Below are 16,516 nucleotides of genomic sequence, written 5' to 3'. Positions count from 1 at the left end.
CCAAAAAAATTAAAAAAATATCGGTAAACTACAGCTGTTTTTTAATAGTGCTGATAAGCTCCTGGAATCCGGGTTCCTTACGGATTTCAGGCTGCCAGGCGAACCCCATTTTGCACAGGTCATATTCCTGCATAATGGTAGCCCCTTCTTTATTTTCCTCTTTTCCCAATACCCAAACGGTATCAGAAATAGCGGCCGCATTCTCAATATCATGGCTCACAATGATCAGGGTGTTTTCTTCATGCAATGTTGATACTTTTATCAACAGCTGAATCACCTTATCTATCATGAGAATGTCCAACCCTGAAAAGGGTTCATCCAGTAAAATGAACTTGTTGCCGGTAAGCACCTGTTGAATGATACTAACGCGTTGACGTTGTCCACCACTGATTTGGGCCGGGTACTTCTTCAGGTGTTCTGTCAGCTGAAAGGTAGCCGCATAATCTTCAATGATACGTTTTTTCTCGTCTTCTGTCAGTTTCACGGCTGCATTATCCAATCCTATTTTCAGGTTATGATAAATAGTGCGGTGGTTAAAGAGGATATAATTCTGCGGTACAATGCCCACCTCTCCTGCTTTCACCGGGTGTTGGTCTGTATCTATTTTCACCACTCCTTGCGTAGGCTGAATCAGGCCTGACAAGATTTTAAACAACTGGGTTTTACCAATACCACTGCGACCAATCAATGAAACCACCTGTCCCTGTTGTATATCAGGGCGGTGAATATCATGAATACAGAAATTAATATCGCGGAGAATGGTTTTCTCACCGTATTGCAGCGTAATGTGTTCTGCACACAGCAATGGCGCATGTTTCGTATATACGTTGGCGTTCATCAGCGGGTCGTGAGTTTAGTGTAAGGAAATAACCACTCCCGGAATTTGCCGAGAATATAGTCAAAGAAGATACCCAGCAGAAAGATGATCACCAGGGTACCGAATACCACATCCAGCTGTACATATTTGTTAGCGCGGATCAGCATTACACCAAGTCCCCCTTCACTCATGCTCAGTCCTTCTACGGAGGTGATCATGAGCCAGGCAATGGCAAAGTTCTGCCGCATCACTTCAAAAACCTGGTCCAGTCGTCCTACGATAATCACTTCCCATAAGGTTTTCCAACTGTTCATACGCAATGTGGTGCACAGCTCGAACTCCTGTTTATTGATGCCATCGATTACAGACAACAGCGAAGTAACGAAGAACGGAACGATACCGAAAATCAGGAGACTGAGTTTCAGTTCGTGTCCATCCTGTGTCCACAGGGTGAAGAGAAACGTTAAGCCGGTAAGGGTGAGGTAACGGCATTTGATCACAAAACGTGCGATCGGATTAAAAAAGGGAACAATAGAAAGATAGCTGATCACCAGGGCAATGACAATAGAAATAAACATGCCTTTGATGGTCAGTACCAGGCTACTGAAAAGATTGTCAATGAAAGAGGGGTCCTGTACTATCTTACCCAGTGTTTGCAATACTTTTACCGGAGTCGGAATTAAACCACCTCCACTCAGCTGCCAGCATATCAATGCTATTATTGCCTCAGCAATCACCAGCGACAACATCGCACGGCGGTTGAGTATGCGCAGTGGTTCAAAAAAAGATTTTATCACGTCTAAAATTATTGAGTCAATGTGTAGATGGGTCGGAGGGAAAATTGTCTGAACAGTGATGATTCACCATTCAGACAATTTCATATTATTGACCTAATACGATCTGTACGCGGCGGTTTTTCGCGCGACCATCATTGGTAGTATTATCTGCGATAGGCTTGGTATCACCATAACCTTTTGATTCGATACGTGCCTCTGGTAAACCTTTATCCAGCAGGTATTTCCTTACGGATTCGGCACGTTCGTTGGATAATTTTTCATTGGCAGTTGGATTACCTACGTTATCGGTATGGCCATACACACCTACTTTCAAGCCTTCCGCCACTACAGCGCTCTTCAGGATTTCATCCAGTACCGCGTGAGAAGCAGCTTTAATTACAGAGCTACCGGTTTCAAACTGTATCTGGTATGATTTGGAAGATACTTCTGAAGTGATGCTTTCCGCATATTTTTCCTTGATAGCAGCACCTTCCAGTAACTCAGGGTGGTTAGCCACCACAGAGGCGAGGAAGGACTTATCTACTACCTGGGTATATACAGGATAAGTAGGCATAATTTCAGGATACATCCTGGTCAGGATTTCACCGAAAGTAGTGTATACTATTTTGTAACGGTCAATGGCATCTTTACCCATACCGAAGGTGTTGGCAGCATCTGTCAGGTTAAATGCCATGGATCCTCCCAAAGGAATATTCAGGCCCTGCACATCTTTTTCTTCCACACCATTGTAGTATTTCAGCCAGTAAGCACCATTCTGCTCGTTGTACACTTTCGCAGATACGTCACCGGCAAAAGCTTTTGCTTCGTTGTAAGAACGAACCTGGTCGCCGGCCTGGGCCAGTGCAATGATCAGGTTTTCGATATCTGTACGGTGATCGTAAGCAAACTTCTTGATGGTAATGGTGATATTCGGCATCTGTGAAGAGTATTCTTTGGTAGATGCAATGTTCACCAGACCACCTTTCTTCTGTGCAATATTCACGTCACCAGGCGTCCAGGTAGCCACACCGTCTACACCAACAGTAGTGTCTTTGCTGGTTTTCTTACCATCAATCACCAGTTTGCGGGTTTCTTTGTAGCCTGCGATGTATTTCGCACCGGCATCCAGGAAGTCGTTGGCAGCAATGATGTTGATCGCATTGCGGTCATAGGAAGTTTCATCCGGATTTACAGGGATGTTGTTGTCACCAGCCCATTTCAGCATGATGTTGATATCACCATCGCGCAGAACACCGGCAACAGTTTTACCAATAGCTGTTTTAGGCTCTCTTTTCCACTCTACAGGTCCCATCAGTTTATCTTCACCATAGCTTTTACCCATGGTATAGAAAGCGATAGGCTGGTAATCAGCACCCAGTGGCTCCAGTTCCTTTGCCAGCGCGGCAAAGAAGGCTGGCATACCATCTCCCATGAAGGAAGCAAATACCCCTGCGGTGTTAGGATTCTTTTTATAGTCCTGTGCAAACTTTACCATGTCTGCCAGTGATTTATTACAGTCGTCCTGGCGTACCAGTTGCAGCTGCAGTTTTGCTTTATCTATCAGTGAACCTTTGGTGGTATTTACACCACCGTTGGCGTACATCAGCGCGAACTGAGAGTTCCACGCCATTACGCGCCAGGATATTTTAGTACCACCATTTAATGCTTCTGTACTTTCCGGTAAAGGCAACTTCACGGCATTACCACTCAGGGATGCTTCTGCCGCATCCGGCAACGCTACTTTCCCGATTTCAGTAGCTGCTTTAGCTTCCTGTGGGCGTTTATCCCACCATAACATTTTTCCTGCATAGATGGCACCTAACAGCAGTACGATGCCAAAAACCTTTCCACCGGGTTTTACTTTCACGGCCATAGTTGTAATATTTGTTGATTAGAGGTTATTGTTAACTTAACAGATCGTTGTAGTTGTCAGTACGTACAGTACCCGGTTGATGGGGTTCACGGGAAGGCTCCCACTTCTGTACATCCAGTTTATATGTTTTATCGGGGTCGTAAGACTCCAGCATTTTCAGTCCCTGCAGCTCATAGGTGGCATTATCCAGGTCAATAGAGCGCATAAAGTCTGTAGAATAGTTGATGGCTTTTTTCATGCTGGCCAGTTTGGTCGCAATATCCTCTTTCAGGAATTCCATAGACTGTTCTACCATCAGTTTTTTCTCCGGATCTCCGTTGAAAATTTTGAGTGCAGATGATAACGCTTTGTTACCGGAGGTGACAGACTTGTAAAGGTCTTTTTTCAGTTCCAGTTCATTGCGGGCATCTTCAATCATGTAACCGCTGTTCTTATGCACTTTGGTGAGGTAGTCACCAATGCGGGCGAGGTTATCACGTATAGGCGTGAGCTGTGCGATGTATTCTTTCACACGGGCAATCTGCCTGGTAGCGTTACCCAGTTCCGGCAACATGTTATTGTTTTGGGCGGCTTTGGCGCGGCTCAGGAGCTGCGTCATTTCCTTTTCCTTTTCGCTGATTTTGAGGTCGATCTTTTCCTTCTGGGCGTCTACATCAACGGATTGGGCGTACAGCTTTTCGCGCTGTTCTTCCATGTCGCCGATATAATCTTCCGCAATGAGGAAGGGGTCAAGTTCGATCACCAGTCCTACGAGTTTCTTCATGAGCCACTCATACAGGTAAAACAGGCTAAGGCGAAGTTTACGATGTGTGATACAGTACAGGAATACGCCAAGGCACACCAGTGCGATACCGAAGTTGAGTGTGTTCCAGACAACAGCGGTGAGGATGGGGATTACATAATACCCGATGGCTACCAGGAGTCCTAATCCAATCAGGAGTCCAAATTTACCACCCGGTCTGTTCCAGTAAGATTTCAGTTTCTGCCCCGATTCAGCGGCAGGAAAGATTTGCGTTTCCATAGCGTTAAAGCGATGTTTCTATTTTTTGAATGTCTGTGTTTATTTTTCTAACCATAGCCTCACAAGCCACCTGGTAACCCTGGCGGTTCGCTACTATTTTCTCTTCCTGTTCTGCCATTTGCGCCTTGAGCTGTTCTGACTTAGCCTGTGCTTCGGTGATTTCTTTGGTAAGTTGCTGGATCAGAGCGGCGTTATCAGCCATTTTCTTTTCCATGTCCTTCAGTTGTTGATGACGACCATCTACTTCCGTTGCAGCTTTGTCGCTGGCAGCTTTTTCAAATTCAGCCTTATCTTGTTCAATGATTTGTTTGTACTGGGCAGCGCTTTCAATCAGCCTGTTTTTGGTGAGGCCCTGAATGCTGAGTGTAGCATACACGGCCGCCATACGGGCGTTTTCGTCCTTTACATGCGCTTCCAGTGTGTCCATCATTTTCCAGAACTCGTAATAATCAGGTCCGGGAAAGTTGCTTTTTTCAAACAGCGCGCTGAAATGCTGTTCAAATTTGTCCATATCTGCGGTAGATAGGGCAACAGGTCCTGGTGGCCGAGCCGGCGCAGATCCTGAAGGATTACTAAGCGGGAATTTTTGCGACAGGGAAGGCTGTTCCGGCCTCCTGACATCGCTGTTTTCGTCGGGTTCAAATTCCACAAAAAGGCCCATTGCTTTTTTTAGAAAGTTTGACATCAAGTATTGGGTTGAAGCATGAAAGTGATTTTATATGTAGTGCTTTGCCTGTATAGGTTATATAACGTATAGGTATCAGGTTAAATGCAAGTTATATGCCAATGTCAGTGCAGGTATTTCTGTTCACATATATGTGCTAGTTAATTTGGCTATAAATATATATATATTTAAGAGAAGTAGTACCATATTAGTGTAAAAGCGTGCCGGAAGGCTTTAAAACCGTTCCGGATCCGGTAAAAACCGTACCAACGGCTGTATTTTTACCACGAAAAGTCCACTCAATCCCCTGCTGGCGGCAGCGTTATAGTTTATCCTCTTTTTATAGTACATTAGTTCCCGCAAAACGTGCAAGCATACATGTCTATCCAGGTATCAGAACTCAGTAAAGTATATGGCGAACAGCGGGCGGTAGATGGGATCTCCTTTGAACTCAAAAAGGGCGAAATCACTGGTTTTCTGGGGCCCAACGGCGCCGGAAAGTCCACCACCATGAAAATGATTACCGGTTTTTTGCCGCCTACCAGCGGAAAGGCCAGTGTATGTGGTTTTGACATTGTCACCCAGTCGCTGGAAGTACGCAAAAGAGTGGGATACCTGCCGGAATCGAATCCTTTGTATTACGATATGTATATCCGGGAGTTCCTGGAGTTCGTAGCTGGTATTCACCAGTTGGGAAAAGCAGGAGCAGAAAGGATTGCAACGGTTATGCAGCTCACCGGGCTGCAACCGGAGCGTCACAAAAAGATTGGCGCATTGTCTAACGGGTACAAACAACGGGTAGGATTGGCGCAGGCATTACTACACGACCCGGAAGTACTGATCCTGGATGAACCCACCACGGGCCTGGATCCTAATCAGCTGGCGGATATCCGGCAACTGATCAAAGAGCTGGGGGCCAACAAGACGGTGATCCTTTCCACGCATATTATGCAGGAAGTAGCGGCACTTTGTGACCGGGTAATCATCATCAACAAAGGAAAAATCGTAGCAGACGATAAATTATCCATCCTACAGCAAAACAATACGACCAATGGTTATTTACAGGTTACCTTTGCGGAACCTGTTACGGAAACCGAGTTGCTGACCATCGGTGGAATCACGCGCGTAGTGGGCCGGGAAGACCATAGCTGGCAATTATTTACCAGCCAGGTAGACGAAGTGAGAAAAAACCTGTTACAATTTGCTTTGATTAATAACAGGAACATACTTTCTTTGCAGAGCAATTCACAAAGCCTGGAAACCATTTTCCGGGAAATGACGAAAAGCTCCGATTAGCCTTTAGCAGTTAGCTTTTTAGCTTTTAGCAAATGCAGCGAAGACTACCATATGTTAATCTTCGCTGCATTTGCTAAAAGCTAACTGCTAAAGGCTAACAGCTAACCCGCTATATAAATCGCTAACAATAATAACTTTTCGAATTATGAGTACTATTTCAGAAATCCATGCCAGGCAGATTCTCGACAGCCGTGGTAATCCTACAATTGAGGTTGATGTAACCACAGAAGACGGCCATTTTGGTCGTGCAGCCGTTCCATCCGGTGCTTCCACAGGTAAGCACGAAGCGGTAGAACTGCGTGATAATGATAAAAGTGTTTACATGGGCAAAGGCGTACTGCAGGCCGTTAATAATGTAAATGACATCATTGCTGAAGAGCTGATTGGCTGGGAAGTTACAGACCAGGCCGGCATCGATAAAATGCTGATTCAACTCGATGGTACTCCAAATAAAGCCAAACTGGGTGCTAACGCTACCCTGGCAGTGAGCATGGCCGTAGCTAAAGCTGCCGCAGAAGAAAGCAACCAGCCACTCTACCGTTACCTCGGTGGTGTAAACGCTTTCACCCTGCCTATTCCTTTGATGAACATCATCAATGGTGGTGCGCATGCGGATAATAAAATTGACTTCCAGGAATTCATGATCGTACCGGTAGGTGCTCCTTCTTTCTCTGAAGGTTTGCGCTGGGGCGTGGAAATATTCCACCACCTGAAATCTGTACTGAAAAAGAAAGGTTACAGCACCAACGTAGGTGATGAAGGTGGCTTTGCTCCTGAAATCCAGAGCAACGAAGAAGCGATCGAAACTGTACTGGAAGCTATCAAAGCAGCTGGTTACGAACCAGGTACCCAGGTAGCTATTGCCCTGGATGCTGCCAGCAGCGAAATGTATGATGAAGCTACCAAGAGCTACAAATTCTACAAGAGCTCCCAAAAAGTAATCAGCAGCGATGAAATGGTCGCTTTCTGGACTGACTGGGCTAACAGATATCCTATCGTGTCTATCGAAGACGGTATGGCTGAAGATGATTGGGATGGCTGGAAAAAACTGACTGAATCTATCGGTAACCGCGTTCAGCTGGTAGGTGACGATTTATTCGTAACCAACGTACTGCGTCTGAAAGAAGGTATCGACAAAGGTATCGCTAACAGCATCCTGGTAAAAGTAAACCAGATCGGTACTGTAACGGAAACAATTGATGCAGTAAACATGGCACACAAAGCTGGTTATACTTCCATCATGAGCCACCGTTCCGGCGAAACTGAAGATACTACCATCGCTGACCTCGCAGTAGCACTGAATTGCGGTCAGATCAAAACCGGTTCCGCTTCCCGTACTGACCGTATGGCGAAATACAACCAGTTACTCCGTATCGAAGAAGCACTGGGTGAAGTAGCGATTTATCCTACCAACTCTATCAGCGTTAAAAAATAAATTTCAAATTACGAATTACGAATTACGAACCATCGGGGATCATTCCTTCCCCGTAATTCGTAATTTGTAATTCGTAATTCTTTAGTAAATTGCCATATGTCCTGGTCTACATCCATCAAAAAAGTGCCGAGTTTCCTGAAGAATAAGTTCTTCATAGCTTTTGCTGCCTTTGTAATATGGATCGCCTTCCTGGACAAAACCAACCTGATGTCTCAATATCAGTTCCAGTCGGAAGTAAATAAACTGGAAAGTCAGAAGGAATTCTTTATCCAGGAAATCAAACAAACCAAAGAAGAGCAACAGGAACTGCTTTCCAGCCCTGAAAAACTGGAAAAGTTTGCCCGCGAGAAATATTATATGAAAAAAGATAACGAAGACCTCTTCATTATCGCCCCTGCCCCTAAGCCTTAAGCACGCACTGCCCTTGCATTTCTTAAAAATTTATCTTAAATTAACAATAGATTCCGCGCTTATTTCGTTATAAAACAGAACCTATTTTAGTATTAAAATAATAATGCATGAGTAATTTTACACTTTCTGTACTATCAACCCTGTGTCTTGTTACAAAAAGCGACATCAAACATCACCAGGAGGAACTTTCTTTAACCCAGGAAGAGCAGGCTTGTTTTGACAATACCAAAGCCGCCCTTAACACAGTACGTTATGCTCCCCGGGTAGCCACCCTTCAGCTAATCTTTGATTATGCTGCCAACAAACAAACTCAGGAAGAAAAGTAGTAGCTGACCTTACTTTTTTCATTTTTCCTATCTTTATGGCATGACTCAAAAAGAGCGTTATGCATTTGTTCTCAAGTACTTTGAGGAACATGCACCCAATGCCGAAACGGAACTCATTTACGACAATCCTTACCAATTGCTGGTAGCTGTTATCCTGTCTGCTCAATGCACCGATAAACGGGTGAATATGACCACTCCTGCCATCTTTGCACAGTATCCGGATGTATATGCCCTCAGTAAGGCCACCTTTGATGACCTGTTTCCCCTGATCCGGAGTATCAGCTACCCCAACAACAAAACCAAACACCTCATAGGAATGGGCCAAATGGTGGTAGAAGACTTCAACGGGGAAATACCTGCTACGGTACCTGAACTAATCAAGCTGCCCGGCGTGGGCCGCAAAACGGCCAATGTGATCACCTCTGTGGTACATCATCAGCCCAATATGGCAGTGGACACCCATGTGTTCAGGGTATCCGCCCGCATTGGCCTTACCACCAATGCAACAACACCCCTGCAAACTGAGCTGCAACTGCTGAAACATATTCCAAAAGAGAAAGTACATATTGCACACCATTGGCTCATTTTGCATGGCCGATATATTTGTGTGGCCAGAAGCCCCAAATGCGGTGAATGCGGACTAAGACCGGCGTGTAAGTATTATGCCAAACTTATAAAAGCCAGTTAACCATGCGCCCATTTCTGACTGCTGCCTGGAGAAACTTACTGATGATCAACTTTGAAGCTGACCCGGCAGTACTCAAAGCATATTTACCTGCACATACAGAACTCGATACATGGAATAATACCAGCTATGTAAGCCTGGTAGGCTTCCTGTTCCAGGATACACGGGTAAAAGGGCTGAGTTTACCCGGACACCGTACTTTTGAAGAAGTAAATCTTCGTTTCTATGTCCGCTATAAACAAAACGGAATATGGAAAAGAGGGGTGGTATTTGTAAAAGAGCTGGTACCCAAACCATTTATTACGTTTGTAGCCAATACTATTTACAAAGAAAAATACGCGACGCATGTTATGGAACACAGCTGGGAATACCCGGATCCAGATACGTTGAAAGTAGCATATAAATGGAAAGTAAATAATGAATGGAATCATTTAACAGCCACTGCATTACAAGCTACTCAACCTATCATCACCGGCAGTGAAGAAGAATTTATTACAGAACATTACTGGGGTTATACGCGGGTAGATGACCTTACTACCGGCGAATACCAGGTTACCCATCCTCAGTGGCATACACATCCGGTTACCAGTTTCGATTATCATTGCAGCACCCGGGCGCTCTATGGTGCAGATTTTGAAAACATGCTGCAGCAACCTCCCCGCAGCGCCTTGCTGGCGGCAGGTTCCGAAATTTCGGTAATGCCCGGCACAAAGATCAGGACCAGTACTTTGTGAACGCGAAAAGTTTCTTTTGTCCATCATTAATTTAATAGGCAATTCTCAATTTTTATTAACTTAAGCGGTGCATTAAGATTCAATCAATAAAGCATTAGTCGTTATGAAATCAGCTGTCAGGATACAACTATCGTTTATGATGTTCCTCGAGTTCTTTATCTGGGGAGCATGGTTTGTAACATTGGGCACGTTTGTGCTAAAAAATCTGCAAGGCACCACCGATAGCCAGGTGGGTGTAGCTTTCCTTACGCAGTCCATCGGGGCCGTGATTGCTCCTTTCATTGTGGGGATTATTGCCGACCGTTTCATTTCTGCACAGGTGATCCTGGGCGTAATACACCTGGTGGGAGCTGCATTGCTATGGACGTGTTCGGGTATGACCAGTTTTGATAGCTTCTATCCGGTACTGTTGGTATATATGATCCTTTACATGCCAACACTGGCACTGGTGAACTCTATTTCCTTCCGACAGATGAGTGATCCCAGCAAAGAATTTTCCTTTATTCGTGTATTCGGCACTGTAGGATGGATCATTGCAGGTTTGCTGATTGGCTGGCTGCAATGGGAAAAAACAAATTCATTGGATCTCACCTTTAAAATGGCTGCAGGTGCGTCTTTACTGCTGGGGCTATTTAGTTTTACCTTACCGAAAACACCGCCTGCTAAAAAAGGCACACAGATATCTGTAAAAGAAATTCTGGGACTGGATGCCATCCGTATGCTGAAAAACCGTTCTTACCTGCTGTTTTTCCTGGCCTCTATTGCGATCTGTATTCCGCTGGCATTTTACTATAATTTCACCAATCCATTCCTGAATGAAATAGGCATGAATGCCGCTGCCGGCAAGCAATCCATGGGACAGATGTCTGAATTCCTGTTTATGCTGATAATGCCGTTGTTCTTTGTTCGGTTAGGTGTGAAGAAGATGCTGGCCTTAGGCATGCTGGCATGGGTAGTGCGTTATACTTTGTTTGCTTACGGCAACATTGACTCCAATTACTGGATGTTGATTGTGGGTATCGTACTGCATGGTATCTGTTATGATTTCTTCTTTGTAACCGGTCAGATTTACACCGATAAAGTAGCCGGTGAAGAATTCAAAAGTTCGGCCCAGGGCTTTGTTACACTGGCAACGTATGGTGTGGGTATGCTAATAGGATTTATTATTTCCGGTCCTATCGTAGCGGCTTATAAAACCAGTGAAACCATGCACGACTGGCATACTATCTGGCTGATACCTGCTGGTATTGCAGCAGTCGTATTAGTACTGTTTATGTTATTTTTCAGAGATAGCAATAAAGAGAAGGTTCTTAAAAATTAATCATCGGCAAAACGGTTTCTATGGCAAAAATAGCAATGCTTGGCTCAGGCTTTATTGCGCGGTTTTATGCAGATTCATTGCAGGGACAGCGCAGCCGCGATAAAATAGTAAGTGTGTATTCCCGCCGGGAAGAAAGCGCAAAGAAATTTGCGGAAGATTACCAGGTAGCATACCAAACAACAGAAATGGAGGCTGCGGTATCCAATCCGGAAGTGGAAGTAGTATGTATATCGTTGCCCAATAATTTGCATGAAGCAGCGGTGCTGCTTTGCTGCAAACACAAAAAGGCGGTCATCTGTACCAAGCCACTGGGCCGCAATGCAACAGAAGCCAGGAGAATGCTGGAAGCCGTTGAAAAAGCCGGTATCTTCCATGGTTACCTGGAAGACCTGGTATATACCCCCAAATTTCTGAAAGCATTAGAAAGCGTACAGAGTGGCGCGTTGGGCAGGATACTGTGGGCCAAATCCAGGGAAACGCATCCTGGCCCGCACAGCGAGTGGTTCTGGGATAAGGAACAAGCCGGTGGCGGCTGTATCCTTGACCTGGGCTGCCATTGCGTGGAAATTGGCCGCAATTTTATAGGGAAAGATATCCGACCGGTAGAAGTGATGTGCTGGGCTGATACTCAGGTAAAGCCGATTGATGCAGAAGACCATGCGATCGGACTGGTAAAATATGAAAACGGCGCCATCGGGCAGTTTGAAGTGAGCTGGACTTTCCGCGGCGGACTGGATCTCCGTGATGAAGTCATGGGCACAGAAGGAACGATCTGGACGAATAGTTTTTTACGCACCGGCTTTGATATGTTCACCACCGGCAAAGGTGCTGATTATGTAGCAGAAAAAGCAGAGAGCAACACCGGCTGGCTATTTCCGGTAGGTGATGAACTCAATGAACTGGGATATAATCACATGTTCACAGATATGTTTAACGCGATGGAGAGTGGACATGCTGCCAAAGAAACCTTCTATGATGGTTATGTGGTAAATGCGATCCTGGATGCCGCTTACAAAAGTGCCGCTACCAAGCAATGGGAACCGGTACAATTAGACATATGGCGTGGACAGGAAGGTGTTACCAAAATCAAAACATTAACAGATTATAACGATCAATACTACCTGGTAAAAGAAGAAATGACGCATTTTGGGGCGAAGAAACTGATCCTGAAAGATAAAGCGTCCGGGCAGATTATTGAGCAAACAGTATAGATCTTTTATGATAAACCTGGTGTGCGAAGATGATAGCATTGCCTGCCACCTTCTTCGCCCATCGGGGAAATCACCATCATTGGCAAACAAAGTGTTAGCTGACTTTCACAAAGAAAGCTTTGCCGAAAGTGTGGTTCACCTCTACCAATACCAGTGTACCGTTTTCGTATTTAAACACGTTCTTTTTCCCCTCGGGCAGTATTAGCTCATACATTCCTCCTCCGATAGATTTCAGCGGCAGAAACCTGCCCAATGTTTCAGAAAACACACGGGTGATCTGTTTGGGTTCCGCAAAGTAAAGGTCTGCCACACATTCTTCTATTTCGGCATTATTGATCACCGATTTTTCCCCATTCACTATAATCGTATATTCTTTACCGTTACGAATGGTCGTGGTATTTTTATCTTCCCCGTTTTTACCGGATATACGGGAAGATTTAGAAGAAGAGAGCACATTGTTACTGTATTCATTGGCAATATCGCTGTTAATTTTAGACAGCATCACCTGGATACGCGTTTTGATAATGATACTTTTTACCGGTCCGTTTGTTTTCCGGTTAGCTTCTATTGTACCTACCGCATGGTTTGCGATCCGCACTTCAAAAGTATTAGTTTGGGCATTTGCCTGCAAATACAATACAGCTACTGTTACAACGGTTAGCAATACACGAAAAAGGCTATACATAATAGTAAACTTAAACTAAAAAAAATCCTGGCAGAAGTAGCTGTGAATAGTCTGCCGATACAGGAAAATACAAAAAATCCTGTCACAACGGACAGGATTTTTTATTGTGCAATAAAATAATATGTTGTGGAGGAGCCTACGCCAGCATTTCTTTGATCTTAGTGATCAGTTCACCTTTGGTAATAGGAACACCCATAATCTTATTATAACCCTGTGCATCGATCAGGAATTGATCACGTATAATTTTGATCAGCTGACCATTATTAATTTCCGGGATCAGTACTTTATCGTAGCTGTGGAGTATTTCGCCCAGGTTTTTAGGGAACGGACGGATATAGCGGATGTGTGCATGCGCTACTTCGTGTCCTTCTGCTATCAGGTCCAGTACGGCACTTTTGATAGCACCATAGGTAGATCCCCAGCCGAGTACCAGTACTTTTCCTTTTTCCGGGCCTAGTTCAATTTTTTGTAAAGGAATATGATCCGCGATCTTATCTACCTTCTCCTGGCGGATCTTCACCATCAGCTGGTGGTTTTCCGGGTCGTAGCTTACATTACCTGTGATGTTTTGCTTTTCCAGACCACCGATGCGGTGTTCCAGGCCGGGTGTACCGGGAACAGCCCAGGGGCGTACCAGGTTTTCATCACGGTGATAAGGCAGGAATTGTTCTTCTCCTTCTTCCAGTCCTTTCTTGAATTTAACTTCAATAGACGGAAGGTCGGCAGCTTTAGGGAAGCGCCATGGTTCAGAACCGTTGGCAATGTACCCGTCGCTGAGGAAAATAACGGGTGTCATATGTTGCACGGAAATGCGGAATGCTTCAAACACCGCCTCAAAACAATCTGCCGGGGTGGATGCAGAAACGATTGGCATTGGGCACTCTCCGTTACGGCCGTAGTAGGCCTGTAACAGATCGGATTGTTCTGTTTTGGTAGGTAAGCCGGTAGAAGGGCCTCCACGTTGAATATCAACGATTATCAACGGAATTTCCAGCATTACTGCCAGTCCCATGGCTTCACCTTTTAATGCCATGCCCGGGCCGGAAGTAGTGGTAATCCCCATATGTCCGCCATAGGAAGCACCGATAGCAGAGGTTATCCCTGCAATTTCGTCTTCTGCCTGGAAGGTGCGGATACCAAAATTCTTAAAGCGGCTCAGTTCATGGAGGATATCGGAAGCCGGTGTAATAGGATAAGTTCCCAGGAACAGGGGCAGGTTAGCTTTCTGGGAAGCTGCTACCAGTCCGTATGACAGGGCCGTATTTCCGGTGATGCTGCGGTAGGTACCTGGTTCCATGCGGGCTTTTTCCACCCGGTAGCGGGTAGTAAAGGCTTCTACCGTATCGGCAAAGTTGTAGCCGGCGTGCAGTACTCTCAGGTTACTTTCCAGGATATCTGGTTTTTTACCAAACTTATCTTTCAGGAATACCTCGGTATTCTCCATGTTGCGGTCGTATAACCAGTAGAGGAATCCCAGTACAAACATATTTTTTGCACGGTCTTTCTCTTTCATACCCATGTTCATGTCCTTAAGCGCTTCGCGCGTCATTTTGGTCACGTCCATGGTATGGAGCTGATAGGGAGCCAGGGAACCATCTTCCAGCGGATTAACGCCTTCCGGATAGTTGGCCAGGCGGAGGTTCTTGGAGTCAAAACCATCAGTGTTGGCCAGGATGATCCCTCCTTTCTTAAGTCCTTTCAGGTTAGCTTTCAGCGCAGCAGCGTTCATGGCTACCAGTACATCACAGGCATCACCCGGGGTAAATATTCTGTTAGAAGAGAAATGTAGCTGGAATCCGCTCACGCCGGGCAAAGTACCTATTGGGGCACGTATTTCCGCCGGAAAATCCGGGAATGTGCTCAGGTCATTGCCGAACAAAGCGGTGTTGTTTGAAAACTGGGTACCTGTTAACTGCATCCCGTCTCCACTGTCGCCTGCAAATTTTATCACTACATCCTCCAGCTGTTGAATCGAAGTATTAGGCATCTATTTATTCTTTTAAGGTATTCTTTTTAAAGATGTAAATTTAGGTAATCGGGCGGTAGTATTATGCTACCCGCGAATATTATTCCCGATCCGATCACAAAAGTACACAACTTCAGTAGACTATTACGGTATAAATAGCGTATTCCCATTACTTCTGGTTATGGGTGATAACTAGTAGTTATTGGTTATAGAAATGCTAATTTTGGCAGTGTTTACCGGATTCTAATGTCCTTTTATCAAATCAAATCGTATTTTTAACCCATAAATTTAAACTATACTTTATGGCATTATTTCAATCGAACAATCCTGTACTGAAGCAAAGTGTATTTGATAAAGCACCGCATATTGCAGGTGAGGCCATGACTATCCGTGGTACTGTTAACAAAATGTCTTTCATGTTGCTGATGTTAATGGCAGCAGCTGTTTTTTCCTGGGGTGAATTTTCAAGAGGTGGCACTGCTGTGTTGCCGCTGGCGATAGGTGGAGCCATTGGCGGTTTTATACTGGCGATGGTCATTATTTTCAAAAAGGAATGGTCTCCGTATCTCGCTCCTGCTTACGCAATTGCGGAGGGTTTATTCCTTGGTGCTATTTCCGCGATGTTTGAATCGCAGTGGAATGGTATCGTATTGCAGGCGGTGGGTCTTACATTCGGTACTTTCATCGCAATGCTGATTTTGTACCGTACGGGAGTAATCCGTGCAACAGAGCGTTTTAAATCGATCGTATTCACTGCTACATTGGGTATTGGTATCTTTTACCTGATAGCAATAGTGCTGCGTCTTTTCAACATTGAGATGCCTTTAATACACAGCAGTGGTACATTTGGTATCGTATTCTCCCTCGTGGTGGTAGCCATAGCTGCACTGAACCTGATTCTTGATTTTGATATGATAGAGCAGGGTGCTGCACAGGGAGCTCCAAAATACTTTGAGTGGTATGCTTCCTTTGGTTTAATGGTTACCCTGGTATGGTTATACCTGGAAATACTACGACTCCTGAGTAAGTTGAACAGAAGATAATTTTAGTTGTTCATTCAGCGCTAAGAAGCCGTCACAGTAACTGTGACGGCTTCTTTATTTATGCAGCTGCTGCGAATTCTTTTTGTTAATGTCTTCCAAAAGATATGTTAAATGGCAGGTGTTCAAAATATTATGGCATCGTAATTGCAAAATTGGGTTTCAAACAGAAAGTTCTTTTACATCTTTAAAAAACAGAATAAAACAATGCTAACACCTTTACTTACCATATAACCTTTATTGTTAAACCATTTA

At 44.8% G+C, this 16,516-nt stretch carries 16 protein-coding genes; 9 read left to right on the top strand and 7 right to left on the bottom strand.

The window, feature by feature from the left end; genetic code table 11:
* Positions 1-28: 28 nt before the first annotated feature.
* From AB4Z08_RS24505 to AB4Z08_RS24485, 5 genes are all read right to left on the bottom strand, one after another.
* Positions 29-838 (bottom strand): ABC transporter ATP-binding protein, encoded by an 810-nt coding sequence (locus tag AB4Z08_RS24505; RefSeq protein WP_441576425.1) that lies wholly within the window; start codon positions 836-838, stop codon positions 29-31.
* A complete protein-coding gene (locus AB4Z08_RS24500) occupies positions 838-1,614 on the bottom strand; it encodes an ABC transporter permease (RefSeq protein WP_441576424.1) in 777 nt (258 codons plus the stop codon). The genes AB4Z08_RS24505 and AB4Z08_RS24500 overlap by 1 nt, the downstream gene beginning before the upstream one ends.
* Before the next feature lie 85 nt (positions 1,615-1,699).
* Positions 1,700-3,466, bottom strand: coding sequence for an OmpA family protein (locus AB4Z08_RS24495; protein ID WP_441576423.1), 1,767 nt, complete (start codon positions 3,464-3,466; stop codon positions 1,700-1,702).
* A 31-nt stretch (positions 3,467-3,497) separates the two neighbouring features.
* On the bottom strand, positions 3,498-4,487 hold the full coding sequence (locus AB4Z08_RS24490) for a hypothetical protein (RefSeq protein WP_441576422.1): 990 nt from the start codon (positions 4,485-4,487) through the stop codon (positions 3,498-3,500).
* 4 nt (positions 4,488-4,491) lie between these two features.
* Complete coding sequence (locus tag AB4Z08_RS24485; RefSeq protein ID WP_441576421.1) at positions 4,492-5,172, bottom strand: hypothetical protein; 681 nt, start codon at positions 5,170-5,172, stop codon at positions 4,492-4,494.
* A 357-nt stretch (positions 5,173-5,529) separates the two neighbouring features.
* Between AB4Z08_RS24485 and gldA the strand changes: the two genes are divergently transcribed.
* The 8 genes from gldA (at position 5,530) to AB4Z08_RS24445 (ending at position 12,570) form a co-directional block, all read left to right on the top strand.
* Positions 5,530-6,447, top strand: coding sequence for a gliding motility-associated ABC transporter ATP-binding subunit GldA (gene gldA / locus AB4Z08_RS24480; protein ID WP_441576420.1), 918 nt, complete (start codon positions 5,530-5,532; stop codon positions 6,445-6,447).
* Between the two features lie 145 nt (positions 6,448-6,592).
* Positions 6,593-7,882 carry a phosphopyruvate hydratase gene (eno, locus tag AB4Z08_RS24475; RefSeq protein ID WP_441576419.1) on the top strand — a complete coding sequence of 430 codons (1,290 nt, stop codon included), beginning with the start codon at positions 6,593-6,595 and terminating at the stop codon, positions 7,880-7,882.
* A gap of 96 nt (positions 7,883-7,978) precedes the next feature.
* The gene (locus AB4Z08_RS24470; protein ID WP_441576418.1) at positions 7,979-8,293 is read left to right on the top strand and encodes an FtsB family cell division protein; all 315 of its coding nucleotides are present in this window, start codon (positions 7,979-7,981) and stop codon (positions 8,291-8,293) included.
* 107 nt (positions 8,294-8,400) lie between these two features.
* Positions 8,401-8,619 (top strand): hypothetical protein, encoded by a 219-nt coding sequence (locus tag AB4Z08_RS24465; protein WP_331969349.1) that lies wholly within the window; start codon positions 8,401-8,403, stop codon positions 8,617-8,619.
* Between the two features lie 40 nt (positions 8,620-8,659).
* Complete coding sequence (nth, locus tag AB4Z08_RS24460; protein ID WP_441576417.1) at positions 8,660-9,307, top strand: endonuclease III; 648 nt, start codon at positions 8,660-8,662, stop codon at positions 9,305-9,307.
* Between the two features lie 2 nt (positions 9,308-9,309).
* On the top strand, positions 9,310-10,038 hold the full coding sequence (locus AB4Z08_RS24455; RefSeq protein ID WP_441576416.1) for a YqjF family protein: 729 nt from the start codon (positions 9,310-9,312) through the stop codon (positions 10,036-10,038).
* Between the two features lie 103 nt (positions 10,039-10,141).
* The gene (locus AB4Z08_RS24450) at positions 10,142-11,359 is read left to right on the top strand and encodes a nucleoside permease (protein ID WP_441576415.1); all 1,218 of its coding nucleotides are present in this window, start codon (positions 10,142-10,144) and stop codon (positions 11,357-11,359) included.
* Between the two features lie 20 nt (positions 11,360-11,379).
* The gene (locus AB4Z08_RS24445) at positions 11,380-12,570 is read left to right on the top strand and encodes a Gfo/Idh/MocA family protein (protein ID WP_441576414.1); all 1,191 of its coding nucleotides are present in this window, start codon (positions 11,380-11,382) and stop codon (positions 12,568-12,570) included.
* 94 nt (positions 12,571-12,664) lie between these two features.
* Here AB4Z08_RS24445 and AB4Z08_RS24440 read toward each other — a convergent pair whose 3' ends face one another.
* Both AB4Z08_RS24440 and AB4Z08_RS24435 read right to left on the bottom strand, forming a co-directional pair.
* On the bottom strand, positions 12,665-13,255 hold the full coding sequence (locus tag AB4Z08_RS24440; protein ID WP_441576413.1) for a DUF6134 family protein: 591 nt from the start codon (positions 13,253-13,255) through the stop codon (positions 12,665-12,667).
* Between the two features lie 136 nt (positions 13,256-13,391).
* Positions 13,392-15,242, bottom strand: coding sequence for a 2-oxoacid:acceptor oxidoreductase subunit alpha (locus AB4Z08_RS24435; RefSeq protein WP_441576412.1), 1,851 nt, complete (start codon positions 15,240-15,242; stop codon positions 13,392-13,394).
* A gap of 281 nt (positions 15,243-15,523) precedes the next feature.
* Here AB4Z08_RS24435 and AB4Z08_RS24430 point away from each other — a divergent pair, with 281 nt between their 5' ends.
* Positions 15,524-16,264, top strand: coding sequence for a Bax inhibitor-1/YccA family protein (locus AB4Z08_RS24430; RefSeq protein WP_441576411.1), 741 nt, complete (start codon positions 15,524-15,526; stop codon positions 16,262-16,264).
* Positions 16,265-16,516 lie beyond the last annotated feature (252 nt).

Source organism: Chitinophaga sp. RAB17 (assembly GCF_052114225.1).
GTDB lineage: Bacteria > Bacteroidota > Bacteroidia > Chitinophagales > Chitinophagaceae > Chitinophaga.
Note: the sequence above shows the minus strand (reverse complement) of the source record. Positions and strands in the feature narration are given on the sequence as shown.

Excerpts from the sequence above, each read along its gene's own strand:
- AB4Z08_RS24505 (WP_441576425.1), bottom strand. The coding sequence starts at position 838 with ATGAACGCCAACGTATATACGAAACATGCGCCATTGCTGTGTGCAGAA.
- AB4Z08_RS24495 (WP_441576423.1), bottom strand. The coding sequence starts at position 3,466 with ATGGCCGTGAAAGTAAAACCCGGTGGAAAGGTTTTTGGCATCGTACTG.
- AB4Z08_RS24490 (WP_441576422.1), bottom strand. The coding sequence starts at position 4,487 with ATGGAAACGCAAATCTTTCCTGCCGCTGAATCGGGGCAGAAACTGAAA.
- AB4Z08_RS24485 (WP_441576421.1), bottom strand. The coding sequence starts at position 5,172 with ATGTCAAACTTTCTAAAAAAAGCAATGGGCCTTTTTGTGGAATTTGAA.
- gldA (WP_441576420.1), top strand. The coding sequence starts at position 5,530 with ATGTCTATCCAGGTATCAGAACTCAGTAAAGTATATGGCGAACAGCGG.
- eno (WP_441576419.1), top strand. The coding sequence starts at position 6,593 with ATGAGTACTATTTCAGAAATCCATGCCAGGCAGATTCTCGACAGCCGT.
- AB4Z08_RS24470 (WP_441576418.1), top strand. The coding sequence starts at position 7,979 with ATGTCCTGGTCTACATCCATCAAAAAAGTGCCGAGTTTCCTGAAGAAT.
- AB4Z08_RS24465 (WP_331969349.1), top strand. The coding sequence starts at position 8,401 with ATGAGTAATTTTACACTTTCTGTACTATCAACCCTGTGTCTTGTTACA.
- nth (WP_441576417.1), top strand. The coding sequence starts at position 8,660 with ATGACTCAAAAAGAGCGTTATGCATTTGTTCTCAAGTACTTTGAGGAA.
- AB4Z08_RS24455 (WP_441576416.1), top strand. The coding sequence starts at position 9,310 with ATGCGCCCATTTCTGACTGCTGCCTGGAGAAACTTACTGATGATCAAC.
- AB4Z08_RS24450 (WP_441576415.1), top strand. The coding sequence starts at position 10,142 with ATGAAATCAGCTGTCAGGATACAACTATCGTTTATGATGTTCCTCGAG.
- AB4Z08_RS24445 (WP_441576414.1), top strand. The coding sequence starts at position 11,380 with ATGGCAAAAATAGCAATGCTTGGCTCAGGCTTTATTGCGCGGTTTTAT.
- AB4Z08_RS24440 (WP_441576413.1), bottom strand. The coding sequence starts at position 13,255 with ATGTATAGCCTTTTTCGTGTATTGCTAACCGTTGTAACAGTAGCTGTA.
- AB4Z08_RS24435 (WP_441576412.1), bottom strand. The coding sequence starts at position 15,242 with ATGCCTAATACTTCGATTCAACAGCTGGAGGATGTAGTGATAAAATTT.
- AB4Z08_RS24430 (WP_441576411.1), top strand. The coding sequence starts at position 15,524 with ATGGCATTATTTCAATCGAACAATCCTGTACTGAAGCAAAGTGTATTT.